The sequence below is a fragment of the Arcobacter sp. CECT 8983 genome (assembly GCF_004118855.1).
GTDB lineage: Bacteria > Campylobacterota > Campylobacteria > Campylobacterales > Arcobacteraceae > Halarcobacter.
The window spans coordinates 159911-175062 of sequence record NZ_PDKF01000004.1; the positions used below are offsets into that span (position 1 = coordinate 159911).

Annotated in this window: 19 protein-coding genes; 17 read left to right on the forward strand and 2 right to left on the reverse strand. The window is 29.3% G+C overall.

Translation table 11 applies throughout. From position 1 onward, the window contains the following. From CRV01_RS03640 to CRV01_RS03655, 4 genes are all read left to right on the forward strand, one after another. Positions 1-271, forward strand: a 271-nt coding sequence (locus CRV01_RS03640) for a PAS domain-containing protein (RefSeq protein ID WP_129007512.1), incomplete at its 5' end; no start/stop codon positions are given. A 5-nt stretch (positions 272-276) separates the two neighbouring features. Further along, positions 277-768 (forward strand): chemotaxis protein CheW, encoded by a 492-nt coding sequence (locus CRV01_RS03645; RefSeq protein WP_129006889.1) that lies wholly within the window; start codon positions 277-279, stop codon positions 766-768. An 11-nt stretch (positions 769-779) separates the two neighbouring features. Beyond that, complete coding sequence (locus CRV01_RS03650; RefSeq protein ID WP_129006890.1) at positions 780-1172, forward strand: response regulator transcription factor; 393 nt, start codon at positions 780-782, stop codon at positions 1170-1172. A 1-nt stretch (position 1173) separates the two neighbouring features. Continuing rightward, positions 1174-2550, forward strand: coding sequence for a response regulator (locus CRV01_RS03655; protein WP_129006891.1), 1377 nt, complete (start codon positions 1174-1176; stop codon positions 2548-2550). A 12-nt stretch (positions 2551-2562) separates the two neighbouring features. Here CRV01_RS03655 and CRV01_RS03660 read toward each other — a convergent pair whose 3' ends face one another. Continuing rightward, positions 2563-3093 (reverse strand): peptidylprolyl isomerase, encoded by a 531-nt coding sequence (locus CRV01_RS03660; RefSeq protein ID WP_129006892.1) that lies wholly within the window; start codon positions 3091-3093, stop codon positions 2563-2565. A gap of 144 nt (positions 3094-3237) precedes the next feature. Here CRV01_RS03660 and CRV01_RS03665 point away from each other — a divergent pair, with 144 nt between their 5' ends. From CRV01_RS03665 to groL, 6 genes are all read left to right on the forward strand, one after another. After that, positions 3238-3603: a ferredoxin gene (locus tag CRV01_RS03665; protein ID WP_129006893.1), complete on the forward strand. Its 366-nt coding sequence runs from the start codon at positions 3238-3240 to the stop codon at positions 3601-3603. A gap of 15 nt (positions 3604-3618) precedes the next feature. Further along, on the forward strand, positions 3619-4002 hold the full coding sequence (gene panD, locus CRV01_RS03670; protein WP_129006894.1) for an aspartate 1-decarboxylase: 384 nt from the start codon (positions 3619-3621) through the stop codon (positions 4000-4002). Further along, positions 3995-4318, forward strand: a complete 324-nt coding sequence (locus CRV01_RS03675) for a YbaB/EbfC family nucleoid-associated protein (RefSeq protein ID WP_129006895.1) — start codon at positions 3995-3997, stop codon at positions 4316-4318. Before panD ends, CRV01_RS03675 begins: the two co-directional genes overlap by 8 nt. Before the next feature lie 2 nt (positions 4319-4320). Next, complete coding sequence (locus tag CRV01_RS03680) at positions 4321-5184, forward strand: polyprenyl synthetase family protein (protein WP_129006896.1); 864 nt, start codon at positions 4321-4323, stop codon at positions 5182-5184. Between the two features lie 117 nt (positions 5185-5301). Continuing rightward, positions 5302-5559, forward strand: coding sequence for a co-chaperone GroES (gene groES, locus CRV01_RS03685; protein WP_129006897.1), 258 nt, complete (start codon positions 5302-5304; stop codon positions 5557-5559). A 1-nt stretch (position 5560) separates the two neighbouring features. Beyond that, entirely contained in the window at positions 5561-7195 is a 1635-nt protein-coding gene (gene groL, locus CRV01_RS03690) for a chaperonin GroEL (protein ID WP_129006898.1), read from the forward strand. A gap of 516 nt (positions 7196-7711) precedes the next feature. Here groL and CRV01_RS03695 read toward each other — a convergent pair. After that, a complete protein-coding gene (locus CRV01_RS03695; RefSeq protein WP_129006899.1) occupies positions 7712-8299 on the reverse strand; it encodes a YkgJ family cysteine cluster protein in 588 nt (195 codons plus the stop codon). An 80-nt stretch (positions 8300-8379) separates the two neighbouring features. On the opposite strand from CRV01_RS03695, the gene CRV01_RS03700 reads away from it, so the two are divergent. The 7 genes from CRV01_RS03700 (at position 8380) to CRV01_RS03730 (ending at position 15151) form a co-directional block, all read left to right on the forward strand. Continuing rightward, complete coding sequence (locus tag CRV01_RS03700) at positions 8380-9150, forward strand: inositol monophosphatase family protein (protein WP_129006900.1); 771 nt, start codon at positions 8380-8382, stop codon at positions 9148-9150. Between the two features lie 67 nt (positions 9151-9217). Further along, entirely contained in the window at positions 9218-11020 is a 1803-nt protein-coding gene (gene glmS, locus CRV01_RS03705; RefSeq protein WP_129006901.1) for a glutamine--fructose-6-phosphate transaminase (isomerizing), read from the forward strand. Positions 11021-11116: 96 nt separating this feature from the next. After that, positions 11117-12325 (forward strand): methionine adenosyltransferase, encoded by a 1209-nt coding sequence (metK, locus tag CRV01_RS03710; RefSeq protein WP_258238305.1) that lies wholly within the window; start codon positions 11117-11119, stop codon positions 12323-12325. A gap of 27 nt (positions 12326-12352) precedes the next feature. Then, the gene (gene accD, locus CRV01_RS03715) at positions 12353-13219 is read left to right on the forward strand and encodes an acetyl-CoA carboxylase, carboxyltransferase subunit beta (RefSeq protein ID WP_129006902.1); all 867 of its coding nucleotides are present in this window, start codon (positions 12353-12355) and stop codon (positions 13217-13219) included. Positions 13220-13260: 41 nt separating this feature from the next. Then, on the forward strand, positions 13261-13716 hold the full coding sequence (locus CRV01_RS03720) for a 23S rRNA (pseudouridine(1915)-N(3))-methyltransferase RlmH (protein WP_129006903.1): 456 nt from the start codon (positions 13261-13263) through the stop codon (positions 13714-13716). Between the two features lie 49 nt (positions 13717-13765). Continuing rightward, positions 13766-14119: an RNA polymerase-binding protein DksA gene (gene dksA, locus CRV01_RS03725; protein WP_129006904.1), complete on the forward strand. Its 354-nt coding sequence runs from the start codon at positions 13766-13768 to the stop codon at positions 14117-14119. Positions 14120-14134: 15 nt separating this feature from the next. Beyond that, positions 14135-15151, forward strand: coding sequence for a hypothetical protein (locus tag CRV01_RS03730; RefSeq protein ID WP_129006905.1), 1017 nt, complete (start codon positions 14135-14137; stop codon positions 15149-15151). Position 15152 lies beyond the last annotated feature (1 nt).

Consider the following 15152-nt stretch of genomic DNA (forward strand, 5'->3'; position numbering starts at 1 on the left):
TAATCCACATAGTATGGTAAGACATAAAGATATGCCAAAAAAAGCATTTAAAAGCCTTTGGGATACAGTTCAAAAAGGTGAGACATGGACAGGCTATGTAAAAAATGCAACAAAAACAGGAGGTTATTATTGGGTATTTGCAACAGTATATCCCTTTGAGAGTTGTGATGGTACTAAAGGGTATTTGTCTTGTAGAAGGAAACCATCAAGAGAAGAAATATCAGAAGCTGAAGTTTTATATGCAAATTGGAATAAAGAAGAAGGAAGGTAAAAAAAATGGAAAGAAATACAGTAAACAATAATGAAGAAGAAATCGTAAATTATGCTAATACAAGTGAGTATATGACATTTGAATTAGGAAAAATGAAGTATGCAATTGAATTGCCAAAAATAAGAGAAATTTTAACGTATCCTGAGTTAATTACAACATTGCCAAACACAAAAACTTGGGTAAAAGGTTTAATCAATCTAAGAGGTGAAGTTGTTCCTATTTTAGATATTAGAATCAAGTTTAAAACTGGTGAAGTAGTTTACAATGATAGTACAGCAGTAATTGCTGTAATAACTGAAGATAAAAGAATGATTGGTCTTGTTGTAGATAAAGTTGATGATGTACAAAGAATAGATATCTCATCTTTAGCGCCTGTGTCTGATATGGGATCTGCAATTCCTTCAAAATATTTAAAAGGATTTGTACGATTAGAAAATAATCAGATGCTAGTTATCATGGATGTTGAGTCTGTTGTTGCTAAAGAAGAACTAAAGTAATAAGGTAATAAATGCAAGATAAAATTGAAAAACTCAGGGCATTAAAGCTGCTTTTCGTAGAGGATGAAGATGATTTAATAGAAATTATATCTGATACATTAGATAAATTAGATACAAATTATCTTACAGCAAAAAATGGGGAAGAAGCACTTAAAATAATAGAAGAAAACCCTGATTTATCAATGGTCATAACTGATATTAATATGCCAGTAATGAATGGTCTTGAAATGATTGAAGAGTTGAAAAAAAGAGATATAAATCTTCCAATTATTGTAATGTCCGCTCATACTGAAATAGAGTATATAAATAAAGCAAAAGATTTAGGGGTAAATGACTATTTATTAAAACCTTTTGATTTTATCAAATTTATTAACTTAATAGTATCTTTGGATAGAAGTAACTAATATGCAAACAGTTGATAAAAATCTTTTAAAAAGACTAACAGTTCTTTATGTTGAAGATGATGAAAGTGTTAGAAATGAATTAGTATCTTTATTATCTAAATTTTTTCAGAATGTTTTTTCTGCTAAAGATGGAAAAGAAGGTTTAGAAATATATCAAAAAAGAAAAGATGATATTGATGTAATCATCGCTGATATTAATATGCCAAATCTAAGCGGAATAGACATGGTTAAAAAAATTAGAGAAACAGATAAAGATGTTTCTATTATTTTTGCCACTGCGTATTCTGATAATGAATTTTTAAGTGAAGCAATTAAACTAAAGGTTTTTGAGTATATTACAAAACCAATAGATATAAGAAAATTAATGTCTGTACTTAATGAGTTGGCATTAACAAAATATCAAGAGTTTTTAATTGCACAACAAACAAAAGAGTTAAAAAAGTATAAAGATATCATGTATAACAATAATATTGTTATTAGAACTGATAAAGATTTTAAAATCAAGCATGTAAATGAACTATTTTGTGATATCACTGGTTTTGATAAGGATGAACTTATTGGAAAAGATATAGATATAACAAGACATCCAGAAACTGACAAAAAAATATACGAAAAAATAAAAAAAGTAGTTCCCGTAGATAAAAAGTTTGAAGATAGAATAAAAAACCTTAAAAAAGATGGTACGTACTATATTTCAAATACTACGGTAGTAGCTGTATTAAGTGATACAGGTGAGTTTATTGGTTCATTAATGATTCAAAAAGATGAAACTCAAGAAGCAATAAAAAGAAGAGAAGTTCAAAGTCACTTGATTAAAGATAAAGGTGAAATTTTCATTAAAGGTAAAGAAGCAAGTGCTGAGTTACAACATGAAATAAATAGATTATTATATGAAATTGAAAACCTTAAAAAAGAACTAAAAACAGCAAAAAGTGATAAAGATAAATATGTTTATACTGTTGAAAAATATAGAGTAGAAAATAAAAAAATAAATCAAGAATATAAAAGACTTAAAAAAGAAACAGACACTATAGAAGAAAAACATAATCTCGTTAAAAAAGTAAATAAAGAAAATGCTGATTTAAAAATAGAGAATAGAATGTTAAATAGAAAAATAGAAAATATTGAAAGTGAGCATGAAAAAGAGTGTAAGCAAATAAAAGTTAATTTTGAAGTTGAAATTGATGATTTAGAACAAGAACTAAGTGAGTTAAAAGAAAAACTCCAAAATGTAGAGAATGCTGAAGCAATATCACAAAAGCTTTCTTATTGGAAAGAAAAAGCAAAAGCAGAAGCTAAAAAAGTAGATAGATTAGAAAAAGAGCTTTTAAATATAGCTCCTAAAGATGTGTTAGTTAGAATTTTTGGAAGCTCGTAGGCTTCCTAAAAATTAGTTTATTTCAATAGAGATAATCTTTTGTTCACTTAAAGGTTTATTTCCTTCTTCTCTTCCTGAGGTTGGTACATTTTCTATTTTTCTTACCACATCCATTCCTTCTTTAACATATCCAAAAATTGTATGTCTTCCATTTAACCAGTAAGTTGGAACTGTAGTTATAAAAAATTGACTTCCATTTGTATTTGGTCCTGCATTTGCCATTGCTAGAACGCCAGACTTATCAAAAAGTGCTTTTGATGAGAATTCATCTTTAAAAGGTTTTCCCCAAATTGATTCTCCACCTCTACCTGTTCCAGTTGGGTCTCCACCTTGAATCATGAAGTTTTTAATAACTCTATGGAAAATAGTTCCATCATAATATCCATCTTTTGCGTGTTTTACAAAGTTTTCTACAGCTTTTGGAGCAAGATCTGCTCTAAGTTCAACTTTGATATTTCCTTGTGAAGTTTTAATTGTAGCAATTTGATTATTTGCTTCTAAAAACAATACAAGCGAAAATAAAAAAAGAAATATCTTTTTCATTTAACCTTATCCTTTAGTAATTTTATAAATAAAAAGTATATTCTTTGAAGATTTAAAACATTATTAAAACTTATGCTTTAGATGACTTTAATAAATATTTGTTAAAATTCAATCAAACAATTAATAGGTTCAAAAGGATTAACTATGATGCCTCAAATGCCTCAACCAACATTTTACATTTTTAAATGTGAACAAAGTTCACCTCCTGGAATGCCAAAGCCTTCATGTGTAGATGAACAAACTCAAGATTTATTTAATCATCTTGGTCAAACACTGATGAAAAAAGGTATTATGGGACCAGTTCAAGCAATAAGAACTTCATGTTTAGGAAGATGTCAAATTGGACCAGTAATGATGGTTGAACCAGGGCATTATATGTATTGTAATCTATCTAAGGAAAAAGTAGATAAAATAGTAGACGAACATATTATAGGTGGTACTCCTGTTGCAGAATATTTAATTCCAGAACAATTCTGGGGAGAACCTATAAATTTAGCTCAATCAGAGTAAAAGGGAAAAGACAAAATGACATTTGATATGCTGTATAGTAAAATACATAGGGCAACTGTTACAGATGCAAATTTAAATTATGTTGGATCAATTACAATTGATGAAGATTTAATGAAAGCTTCAAAACTTAGAGTAGGTCAAAAAGTAGAAATTGTAAATGTAAACAATGGTGAAAGATTTGCTACATATGTTATTAAAGGTAAAGCTGGAAGTAAAGATATGTGCCTAAATGGTGCAGCAGCTAGAAAAGTAGAAATTGGTGATAAAATTATTGTAATATCTTATGCTTCTTATTCTGAAGAAGAGTTAGAAAATTATAAACCAACAGTAGTAATTGTTGATGATGAAAACAATATTAATACAATTACAAATGAATTAGTAGGAAGTGACCATGTTTGATGGAATTGATTTAAGTAAAATTAACTTAAATGATGTAATGGGACAAGTTCAAGAGATGGCTGATAAAGCTAAAGAAGATAATGCAAATAAAATCTTTACTGCTAAAGCTGGTGGTGGCATGGTTGAAATCTCAATCAATGGTAACTCTGAAGTAATTGATTTACAAATTGATGATTCATTACTTGAAGATAAAGACTCTTTACAAATTCTTTTAATCTCTTGTATGAATGATGTAATAAAACAAAGTGATGAAAATAAAAAAGCAATGGCAATGAATATGATGGGTGGATTTGGTTCTTTTGGACAAAAATCTTAACTATGAATAAACTATTACAAACTTTTGAAAATCATCTTTTAGAAAACCTTCCAAAATCTGAAACTTTTCATCCCCATTTTGAAGAAGCATTAGCAAATATGCTTCAAGCTGGGGGTAAAAGATTTAGACCTATGTTACTTCTTAGTGTAGTAAAGTCTAAAAAACCTTTATTGGTTCCAAATTCTCTTGATGTTGCATTAGGTTTAGAAATGCTTCATACTTATTCTTTAATCCATGATGATTTGCCTGCAATGGATGATGCTGATTTAAGAAGGGGTTTTGAAACTTTACATAAAAAGTATGGAGAAGTAACTGCTATATTAGTAGGTGATGCTTTAAATACAGAAAGCTTCAATAAAATAGCAAATGCACCTTTACATAATGATGTAAAAATTGAATTAATCAAAACTTTAAGTAGTGATGGTGGAATTAATGGTATGATTATCGGTCAAGCAATTGATTGTTTTTATGAAAATAAAAAACTTGAACTTAGTCAGCTAGAGTTTTTACATACAAATAAAACTGCTAAGCTTATTGCAGGAAGTTTAAAAATGGGTGCAATAATTGCCGAGTATGATTTACAAACACAAGAAAAACTATATAACTTTGGAATTGATTTAGGATTACTATTTCAAATCCAAGATGATATTATAGATGAAACTAAGTCTAGTGAAGAAGCGGGAAAGACTACACAAAATGATGAGGCAAAAAACTCTTTTGTAAATCTTTTAGGATTAACAGGTGCAAAAGAGGCAGCGGATAAATTAGCTAAAAAATGTGGAAATACTTTAAATACTTTTGATAAAGATCTAGAAGAAAATTTAGATAAACTACTTACAAAGTACCTTTATAGGCACAATTCATAAAACTTTAGTCAAATATACTCACACCTCTTGACAAATTAGCAAAAATTTTATAAAATTTGGCACTCTAAATTTTTGAGTGCTAAATTTATAAATTAAAAAAATTTATAGGAGAATTAAATGAATTTTAAACCATTAGGAAAAAGAGTTCTTGCTCAAAGAACTGAAGTTGAAGAAAAAACTGCGAGCGGAATTATCCTAGTTGATTCTGCAAAAGAAAAACCAAATACTGCAAAAGTAGTTGCTATTGGTTCTGAGGTATCAGAATTAAAAGAAGGTGACATTATTGTATTTGAACAATTTAGAGGGACTGAGCTTTCATTAGAAGGTGAAGATTACTTAGTATTAGATATTGAAAACGTTATAGGAGTTATGTAAGATGGCAAAAGAAATTACTTTTAGTGACAACGCAAGAAACAGATTATTTACAGGTGTTGATAAATTAGCTGATGCTGTAAAAGTTACAATGGGACCAAGAGGTAGAAATGTACTTTTACAAAAGTCATTTGGTGCTCCAAATATTACAAAAGATGGTGTATCTGTTGCAAGAGAAATTGAGCTTGAAGATACTTTAGAGAATATGGGTGCTCAACTTGTAAAAGAAGTTGCATCAAAAACTGCTGATGAAGCAGGTGATGGTACAACTACTGCTACTGTTTTAGCTCAATCAATCTTCAAAGAAGGTCTTAGAAACGTAACAGCAGGAGCTAATCCAATTACTTTAAAAAGAGGTATGGATAAAGCAACAGAAGCTATTTTAACGAACTTAAAAGCTTCTTCAAAAGAAGTTGCAAATAAAACAGAGATTGAACAAGTTGCTACTATTTCTGCAAATTCAGATAAAGCTATTGGTGCAATGATTGCTGAAGCTATGGACAAAGTTGGAAAAGATGGTGTTATTACTGTTGAAGAAGCAAAAGGTATTTCTGATGAATTAGATGTAGTTGAAGGTATGCAGTTTGATAGAGGTTATTTATCTCCATATTTTGTAACTAATTCTGAAAAAATGATTACTGAAATGGAAAACCCATTTATTCTTTTATATGATAAAAAAATCTCTAATTTAAAAGAGATGTTACCAATTTTAGAATCAGTTAACCAAGCTGGAAGACCATTATTAATTATTGCAGAAGATGTAGATGGTGAAGCTTTAGCTACATTAGTTGTAAATAGATTAAGAGGTTCTTTAAATATTGCAGCGGTTAAAGCTCCAGGTTTTGGTGATAGAAGAAAAGCTATGTTAGAAGATATTGCTGTATTAACAAATGGTACAGTTATTTCTGAAGAGATGGGAATGAAACTTGAAACTGCTGATTTCTCTTGCTTAGGAAGTGCTGCTAGAGTTGTTATTGATAAAGATAACACAACTATCGTAGATGGTACTGGTGAAGCTGAAAAAGTAACAGGAAGAGTAAATCAAATTAGAGCAGAAATTGAAAATACAACTTCTGATTATGATAGAGAAAAATTACAAGAAAGATTAGCAAAACTTTCTGGTGGTGTTGCAGTTATCAAAGTTGGTGCTGCTACTGAAACTGAAATGAAAGAGAAAAAAGATAGAGTTGATGATGCTTTATCAGCAACAAGAGCTGCTGTTGAAGAAGGTATTGTAATTGGTGGTGGAGCTGCATTAATTAGAGCTGCTTCTAAAGTAAAACTAGAATTAGATGGTGATGAGCAAATTGGTGCTGATATAGTTCTTCGAGCTATTAAAGCACCTATGAAACAAATTGCTACAAATGCTGGATTTGATGCTGGTGTTGTTGTAAATGAAGTTGAAAAAGCTAATAGTGATACTTATGGATTCAATGCTGCAACTGGTGAATATGTTGATATGTTTGAAGCTGGAATTGTTGACCCAGCAAAAGTTGAAAGAGTTGCAATGCAAAATGCTGTATCTGTAGCATCTTTACTTTTAACAACTGAAGCTACAGTAACTGATATCAAAGAAGACAAAGCAACTCCAGCTATGCCTGACATGGGTGGAATGGGCGGAATGCCTGGTATGATGTAAGTTGGGGTTAAAAAATCGTGAATAGTTTCACGATTTTACCCAACGCAGTCAAATATAGTTTTCAAACTTTAATTTGAAACATGTTTGACCGAAAGAAAAGGAATAAATGAAAGCCAATAGTTTGGCTTTCATCCTTTTCGCAGACTAAGGTGATGTGCTTTAGCACCACCATGTCCGTAAGGAAGTCCGAAAAAATATTAAACACAGTTTTCAAATTTTTGTTTGAAACATGTTTGACCGAAAGAAAAGGAAGAAAGTTTAACTCTTGTCCTTTTAAAACTTTAAAAATTCCCCCATAAAAAAAGGGAAAAGATTTCAAACCTTTTCCCTTCTTCTCTTATCTTTATAAATAAAACTTATATTTATAAAATTCACTTTATAGTAAATTTTTTAAGTCTTAATTTTTAACAATACTAAAATAGAAGATCCTTCGTCATTTGCACCTCCAAGATTGTTTTCTTAAGAACAATTATGCTCCTTGTAAACTTAAAAACTAATAAAATTAATTTAAAAAAACTATAGATATTTTTGAAGATTTTCAAGAGATTTTTTATGTAATTTTATATATAAAGAATCTTCTTTTCCTATATATTTGTAAAAGTCTACATTTTTCAGTGTAATAGCTTCTTCAAAGTCATCTATTTTAAGAGATTCAAATTCAAAATGTGTATTTATATATTTATCTTGATAATTTTCAAAGATAGAGTTTTTATATGAATCTATATTGATGTTTTGATTCTTTATTAAAAACTCTTTTCCTTTATTTACTTCAGGACATGTAATATCTATATAAATTTGATTATCTAAATTTGGACTAAGAGGATAAGTTCTACATACAGTTGGTCTATTTTCATAGATACTGCACATATGATCTTTTTGATAAAAACAAAACTCTTTTCCATTTGTTAAAAGTACAACTGGTTTACAATAACCAAGCTCCCCAAAAATAAATAAAATTGGAAAGTTCATATAAACTCTTTCAAACTCTTCTTTTAAAATTTGAGAATAGATAGTTCCTTTTCTTCCATCACAACAGTTAGCATTACAATTAGAACATGAATCAAAGGTAAAATTATTGTCTGAAATTGGAATAAAGCTTTTCATAGAACCTCATAATAGTAATATTAATTTTAGTGTAACAAATTTTTGTTAAAATGCCTAAAATTATTTTAATGGAAGATAAAATGAAAGAAAAACTAATAGAAATCATAAAAGAAGCAGGAACGATATTAAAAGATGGCTACTTTTCTAATAAAGAAGTTAATTTTAAAGCAAAAAAAGATTTAGTAACCAAATATGATGTGGCAGTTGAAAACTTTTTAAAAGATAAATTTACTAATGAGTTTAAAGATTTTAATGTTATTGCAGAAGAGTCTGATAATTCAAATATTGAATTTAATGATTCAATCATAGTTGATCCCATTGATGGAACTACTAATTTTGTAAATCAAGTTCCTCATACATGTATTTCTGTTGGTGTATATAAAGGTAAAAAACCATATATAGGAATAGTTTATAATCCAATATTAGATGAATTATATGAAGCTCAAATTGGACAAGGTGCTTTTTTGAATGGCAAAAAACTAGAAGTTTCAAAAGAAAATAATTTTGAAAAATCTTTAGTAGCTACAGGATTTCCATATAGTAATAGTACTAATCAAGATGATTTAAATGATGTAATTGAGAAAATAAGGACTATTCTTCCTCAATGTCAAGATATAAGAAGACTTGGAAGTGCTGCTATTGACTTGTGTTTTATTGCACGGGGAACTTATGAGGCTTATTATGAGATGAATTTGAAAGCTTGGGATGTAAGTGCAGGAATTATTATTTTACAAGAAGCTGGAGGAAAATTTACTAGTCTTGATGGAAGTAATTATAAACTTTTTGAAGATAAATATATTGTGGCATCTAATGGTTTAGTTCATGATGAGCTAATAAAATTATTAAATTAATAAAGTAACAATTTAGAACTTTTTCGGTAATATATTTGATTTTAAAAAAGTTTAAGGTAACAAAATAATGTGTGGAATAGTTGGATATATAGGAAAGCAAAATACTACAGAAATTTTACTAGATGGTTTGAAAGAGCTTGAATATAGAGGATATGATTCTGCTGGAATAGCTCTTTTAAATAAAGAAAAAATAGATGTATTTAAAGCTTTAGGTAAATTATCAAACTTACAAGAAAAAATTAATAAAGCCAAACTTGATACTTACTCAATAGGAATAGGTCATACAAGATGGGCCACACATGGTAAGCCAACAGAACTTAATGCACACCCTCACTTGGGGGAGTTTTCATATGTAGTTCATAATGGAATTATAGAAAACTACAAAGAGATAAAAGATGAACTTCTTGAAAAAGGACACAAGTTTGTGTCTCAAACAGACACTGAGGTTATAGTTCATCTTTTTGAAAACTACTATAATATTTCTAATGATGAAGATAAAGCTTTTAAACAAACTATTGAAAGATTAGAGGGTGCTTTTTCTATTCTTTTAATAACAAAAGCAAATATAGAAAAAATATTCTTTTTTAAGCATGGAAGCCCATTAATTGTAGCACGTGGAAATGAAGAAGATGAAGTTTTATTTGCTTCTTCTGATGCTCCCTTAATTGGTTTAGCTAGTGATGTTGTTTATTTAGAAGATGGCGTTGGAGGAATTGCAACTTCAAAAGGAATTGAGTTCTTTTCTGATGATTTTTCATGGAGTACTCTTCCAACTTCTAAACAATTTGCTCAAAAAGATGGATTTAGATTCTTTATGGAAAAAGAAATTTATGAGCAAAGTCATGTTGTAAGTGATTGTATGCTTGGAAGAATCCAAGATGAAGAGATTTTATTTGATGAAATTGATTCTTCAATTTTAGAAGAAGTTGAAGAGATAAATATATGTGCATGTGGAACTTCATATCATGCAGGACTTACAGCTTCATATCTTTTTGAAAGATTATCAAAAATTAGATGTAATGTAGTAATTGCAAGTGAATTTAGATATAAAGAACCACTTTTAAATAAAAATGGTTTATTTATTGTTATTTCACAAAGTGGTGAAACAGCAGATACTTTAGAAGCTTTAAAAATGGCAAAAAATGCAGGACTTAAAACTTTAGTAGTATGTAATGTTGATAATTCATCTATGACTAGACTTGCTGAATATACAATTTTAACAAGAGCAGGTATTGAAAAAGGTGTTGCTTCAACAAAAGCATTCTCTACCCAAACAGTTGTTTTATGGATGCTTTCTTTGTATTTTGCTAAGCAAAATGGTAAAATCTCAAAAGAAACTTTACAAAAAGAGATTCATGCATTAAGGGAAGTTCCTAAGTCACTTATCGTAAGTGATAAAATGCATGAAAAAACAAGAAGATTATCAAAAAGATATCTTCATGGCCATGGTTTTTTCTTTATAGGACGAGATGTCTTTTTCCCATTAGCACTTGAAGGTGCTTTAAAATTAAAAGAAATTTCATATTTACATGCAGAAGGTTATCCAGCAGGTGAAATGAAACACGGTCCAATTGCATTAGCTGATCCTGAATTATTCACGATTGCACTAATGCCTGAAAATTTATTATATGACAAAATTAAATCTAATGTTGAAGAATTAAGTGCTAGAGACTCTACTATTTGTACAATCTCTCCACTTGAATTTGAACTTAGTGATGATTTTATAAAAACTCAAATGACTGATCATTATATGTTAGAGTTTTTTGAGATGTTAGTTGTATTGCAACTTCTATCTATGGAGATTTCAGTACGATTAGGAAATGATGTTGACATGCCAAGAAATTTGGCTAAGTCGGTAACTGTTGAATAAATATTAATTTTTTATTTTTTTAGTGTAGTTTAAAGATAAAAGATAAGTATGGATTTGATGGAAAACAAAAATGGAAAACAAGATAGGAAAACAAAAATGGAAAACAAAACAAGCTACTTATTTACAAGTGAAGTTGTAAGTCCTGGACACCCAGACAAATGTGCAGATATAATTGCTGATACTATAGTTGATAAACTTATTATTGAAGACTCTAACTCAAGAGTTGCTTCAGAGGTTTTTGTAGCAGGAAAGCACGTTGTTATTGGTGGAGAGGTTAAATCAAAATGCCAACTTACACAAGAAGAATACGAAACACTAGTTAAAGATGCTTTAGCAAAAATTGGATATGACGGTAAATCTGCTTTTACAAAAGAGCAATGCCTTCATCCAGATGATGTAAAAGTACAAGTGCTTCTAAATCAACAATCTCCTGACATTTCTCAGGGTGTTGATCAAGAAACAGGTGATATTGGAGCAGGGGACCAAGGAATTATGTTTGGTTTCGCTTCAGATGAAACGGCAGATTTAATGCCTGCAGCAATTACTTATGCAAGAATGCTTTGTGATAAAGTATATAACTATGCATTAAAGCATAATCAAAAACTTGGAGTTGATATTAAAACTCAAGTTACAGTTGATTATGGTACAAAAGAGAATTTTGAGAATTGTAAACCTCAAAAGATTCATACAATTGTTGTAAGTGCTCCTTCTGTAGAAGGTATGCCAATTGAAGAGGTAAGAGAGTTAATTCAAGGTTTAATTGATGATACTGGATTACCAACTGATATGTATGACAAAGAGAATACGATTATTCATATTAACCCAACAGGAAGATATGTGTCTCACTCTTCATTACATGATTCAGGATTAACTGGAAGAAAACTTATTGTTGACTCTTTTGGTGGGTATTCACCAATTGGTGGTGGAGCACAATCATCAAAAGATTATACAAAAGTTGATAGATCTGGGTTATATGCTGCTAGATGGATTGCAAAAAATATCGTTGCAGCTGGACTTGCTAAAAAAGCAATTGTTCAAATTTCTTATGCAATTGGAGTTGCTAGACCAACATCTGTTGCAGTAGATACAATGGGTACTTATACAAAACATAATGATGATAAATTATCTCAAATTGTAATGGATTCGTACTCTTTAACTCCAAGATGGATTACAGAAAAATTTGGTTTAGATAAACCAAGTGAAAAAACTTTCCTTTATGCTGATGTAGCTTCTAGAGGACAAGTTGGTCAAAGTGATTATCCTTGGGAAAAACTTGACGAAGTTGAGAAACTAAAAAATATTTAAAAAGATAAATTTTAAGAAGGATTTATAATGGATTTAAAAAACTTATTTAGTAAAATTTCATTTGATAATAAAGAACAACAAGCAACTAAAAAAGATGCACCAACACACTGGATTAAGTGTCCAGAGTGTTCATCTTTAATGTTCTTTAAAGAGGTTGAGAATCAAAACAATATATGCCCTAAGTGTAACTTTCACATGAGAATAGGAGCAAAAAGAAGAATAGAGATTTTAGCAGATAGTGACTCATTTGTTGAGTATGATGCTGATTTAAAACCTATAGATCCTTTAAAATTTGTTGATAAAAAATCTTATAAAAAAAGAGTTGATGAAGCTGAAAAGAAAACAGGTAGAACATCTGCTGTAATAAGTGGAGAGTGTACAATCAATGGAACACCTGTACAAATAGTTGTATTTGATTTTGCATTTATGGGGGGATCTTTAGGTTCTGTTGAAGGTGAAAAAATTGTAAGAGCTGTAGATAGAGCTATGGACAAACACCAAGGTTTAATTATTGTTTCTGCTTCAGGAGGAGCAAGAATGCAAGAGTCAACTTTTGCTTTAATGCAAATGGCAAAAACATCTGCTGCTTTAAAGAAAATGGACCAAGCAAAACTTCCTTATATCTCAATTTTAACTGACCCAACTATGGGTGGTGTTTCTGCTTCTTTTGCCTTTTTAGGCGATATTATTATGGCAGAACCAGGAGCTTTAATTGGATTTGCAGGGCAAAGAGTTATTAAACAAACAATTGGAGCAGATTTACCAGAAGGTTTCCAAAGAGCTGAATTCTTATTAGAAAAAGGTTCAATTGATATGGTTGTTAATAGAAGTGATATGAAGAAAACTCTGTCTGATCTTTTAACAATGTTCTACAAAGATAGCCAAGTTAGCTAACTTTTAATAGAATCCCTTTTGGGATTTCTATTTTATCTCACATGAAAATAAATATCTACGCAATAGTAAAACCTAACAATGATGATTTTGATAAACTAAATAAAGAGTTTATTAAAATGTGTTCAAAATATGCAAAAGTCGAAGTTCATCATATCTTTGATAAAAATATTGCAAAAGCTCAAAATATATCTCAAAATGAAGCTCAAAAGTCTTATACTCAAGCTTTTGAAAAATACTTGACTGGACACTGCATTGCCCTTGATGTTCTTGGGAAAAAAGTTGATAGCTTTAAGTTCTCAAAGATGATTTCAAATGATAGTGAAGTAAACTTTTTTATAGGTGGAGCATATGGTTTTGAAAGAGATTTTTTAAACAAATGTCAAAGTGTAATTAGTCTTAGTGATTTAACTATGGCTCATAAAGTTGTAACTGTAGTTTTACTTGAACAGATCTTCCGAGGCCTAGCTATAAAGAATAACCATCCATATCATAAATAATTTATAATATTTTCAGTATAATTGCAAAATTTTTTAAATAAGGTATAATATGGCTAATGCAAAACAGATTGAAGAGTTGAAAAATATTCTTGTAGAAAGAAGAGATTTAATTACTCAAAATATTCAAGGTAGTAGAGATAGTATCGATTCTTTAAAAAACTCTGAGTGTAATGATGAATATGATTATGCAGAGGTTTCAAGTGATAGTTTCAAAGAAGGAATTATTGCTAACCAGCAAATAAAAGAGTTAAAAGAGATCGAAGATGCATTAAAGAGAATTGAAAAAGGTACTTACGGTACTTGTGAAATGTGCGATGAGTCAATTGCTATTGGAAGACTTAGAGCTAAACCTTTTGCTAAGTATTGTACTCCTTGTAGAGAGATTCACGAAAAAGAACAATAATAAAAAGGATTTTATGTGGGACTTAAAAAATATATAGGGTTTTCCCTTCTATTAATAATTGCTGTATCACTTTATATTTATAGTGTAGAAAGTGGTAGTTATGAAATTAAAGTTTTAGATTATACTATGCAGTTACCAATTGTTTTATGGGTAATAATTCCAGTTTTAGTATTATTCTTTTTTTCAGTTCTACATTTAATGTTTTATAGTTCACTAAATTTTTTAAAAGCTAGAAATTTTACAAAAGATGAAGAATCAATTGTTGAAACAATAAAATCTTTATTACTTCAAAAAGAAGAAAAAAGAAGATTTAAAACAAAAGGTTACAAAAGACTTGCATCAATTTTAAAACAATTAGATGTATCTGTAAAAGAAGGTACATTTACTTCTTCAAATGAAGAATTAAATAACATTGTATCTTCAATAAAAGATATTGAAGCAGGAAAATATGTTGCCGATAAAAGTCTAAAATTAAATCCAGATTCAAATTTAGCTAAAAAGAATTTAATAAATAAAGTAAATGAACAAATGGATTATGCTGTTGATGTATTAAAAAAACATGACAATTTTTCAGAAGAAGTTGTTAAAGCAGCATTTTATACTGTATTAGAAAATAAAAGTATGACTACTGTTAAAAAAGTTTACTCAGATGTAAAATTAACAAAAGACATGGCTTTAAAACTATTTTTAAAAGATATAGATAATCAGGAATTTGGATTATCAAAAGAAGAGATTCAAAAGATTACTAAAAGTTTAAACTATACAGAACAAGAGTTTTTAATTCTTGCAAAATTATATAAAGATGCATTAAACCCAGACAAATTATTAGACCTTTTTGAAACATTATCAAATGATAATGAAACAGCAGCTGGTGCATACTTTTATATTCTATTAGAGCTTGAAATGATTGAAAAGCTAAAGGATCTATTATCAGGATATAATGATAATGAACATAAAGCTATTAGAGCAGTATTAGATTTAAAAGATGCAGGGAAACACTACTCTTTAGAAGATATATCTAAAATAAATTAAT

What these genes read in the sequence shown, in the direction of transcription:
- panD (WP_129006894.1), top strand. Translation starts at nt 3,619, where the DNA reads ATGACATTTGATATGCTGTATAGTAAAATACATAGGGCAACTGTTACA.
- groL (WP_129006898.1), top strand. Translation starts at nt 5,561, where the DNA reads ATGGCAAAAGAAATTACTTTTAGTGACAACGCAAGAAACAGATTATTT.
- CRV01_RS03645 (WP_129006889.1), top strand. Translation starts at nt 277, where the DNA reads ATGGAAAGAAATACAGTAAACAATAATGAAGAAGAAATCGTAAATTAT.
- CRV01_RS03655 (WP_129006891.1), top strand. Translation starts at nt 1,174, where the DNA reads ATGCAAACAGTTGATAAAAATCTTTTAAAAAGACTAACAGTTCTTTAT.
- CRV01_RS03700 (WP_129006900.1), top strand. Translation starts at nt 8,380, where the DNA reads ATGAAAGAAAAACTAATAGAAATCATAAAAGAAGCAGGAACGATATTA.
- CRV01_RS03660 (WP_129006892.1), bottom strand. Translation starts at nt 3,093, where the DNA reads ATGAAAAAGATATTTCTTTTTTTATTTTCGCTTGTATTGTTTTTAGAA.
- metK (WP_258238305.1), top strand. Translation starts at nt 11,117, where the DNA reads ATGGAAAACAAAACAAGCTACTTATTTACAAGTGAAGTTGTAAGTCCT.
- CRV01_RS03720 (WP_129006903.1), top strand. Translation starts at nt 13,261, where the DNA reads ATGAAAATAAATATCTACGCAATAGTAAAACCTAACAATGATGATTTT.
- CRV01_RS03675 (WP_129006895.1), top strand. Translation starts at nt 3,995, where the DNA reads ATGTTTGATGGAATTGATTTAAGTAAAATTAACTTAAATGATGTAATG.
- accD (WP_129006902.1), top strand. Translation starts at nt 12,353, where the DNA reads ATGGATTTAAAAAACTTATTTAGTAAAATTTCATTTGATAATAAAGAA.
- dksA (WP_129006904.1), top strand. Translation starts at nt 13,766, where the DNA reads ATGGCTAATGCAAAACAGATTGAAGAGTTGAAAAATATTCTTGTAGAA.
- CRV01_RS03680 (WP_129006896.1), top strand. Translation starts at nt 4,321, where the DNA reads ATGAATAAACTATTACAAACTTTTGAAAATCATCTTTTAGAAAACCTT.
- CRV01_RS03695 (WP_129006899.1), bottom strand. Translation starts at nt 8,299, where the DNA reads ATGAAAAGCTTTATTCCAATTTCAGACAATAATTTTACCTTTGATTCA.
- CRV01_RS03665 (WP_129006893.1), top strand. Translation starts at nt 3,238, where the DNA reads ATGATGCCTCAAATGCCTCAACCAACATTTTACATTTTTAAATGTGAA.
- CRV01_RS03650 (WP_129006890.1), top strand. Translation starts at nt 780, where the DNA reads ATGCAAGATAAAATTGAAAAACTCAGGGCATTAAAGCTGCTTTTCGTA.
- groES (WP_129006897.1), top strand. Translation starts at nt 5,302, where the DNA reads ATGAATTTTAAACCATTAGGAAAAAGAGTTCTTGCTCAAAGAACTGAA.
- glmS (WP_129006901.1), top strand. Translation starts at nt 9,218, where the DNA reads ATGTGTGGAATAGTTGGATATATAGGAAAGCAAAATACTACAGAAATT.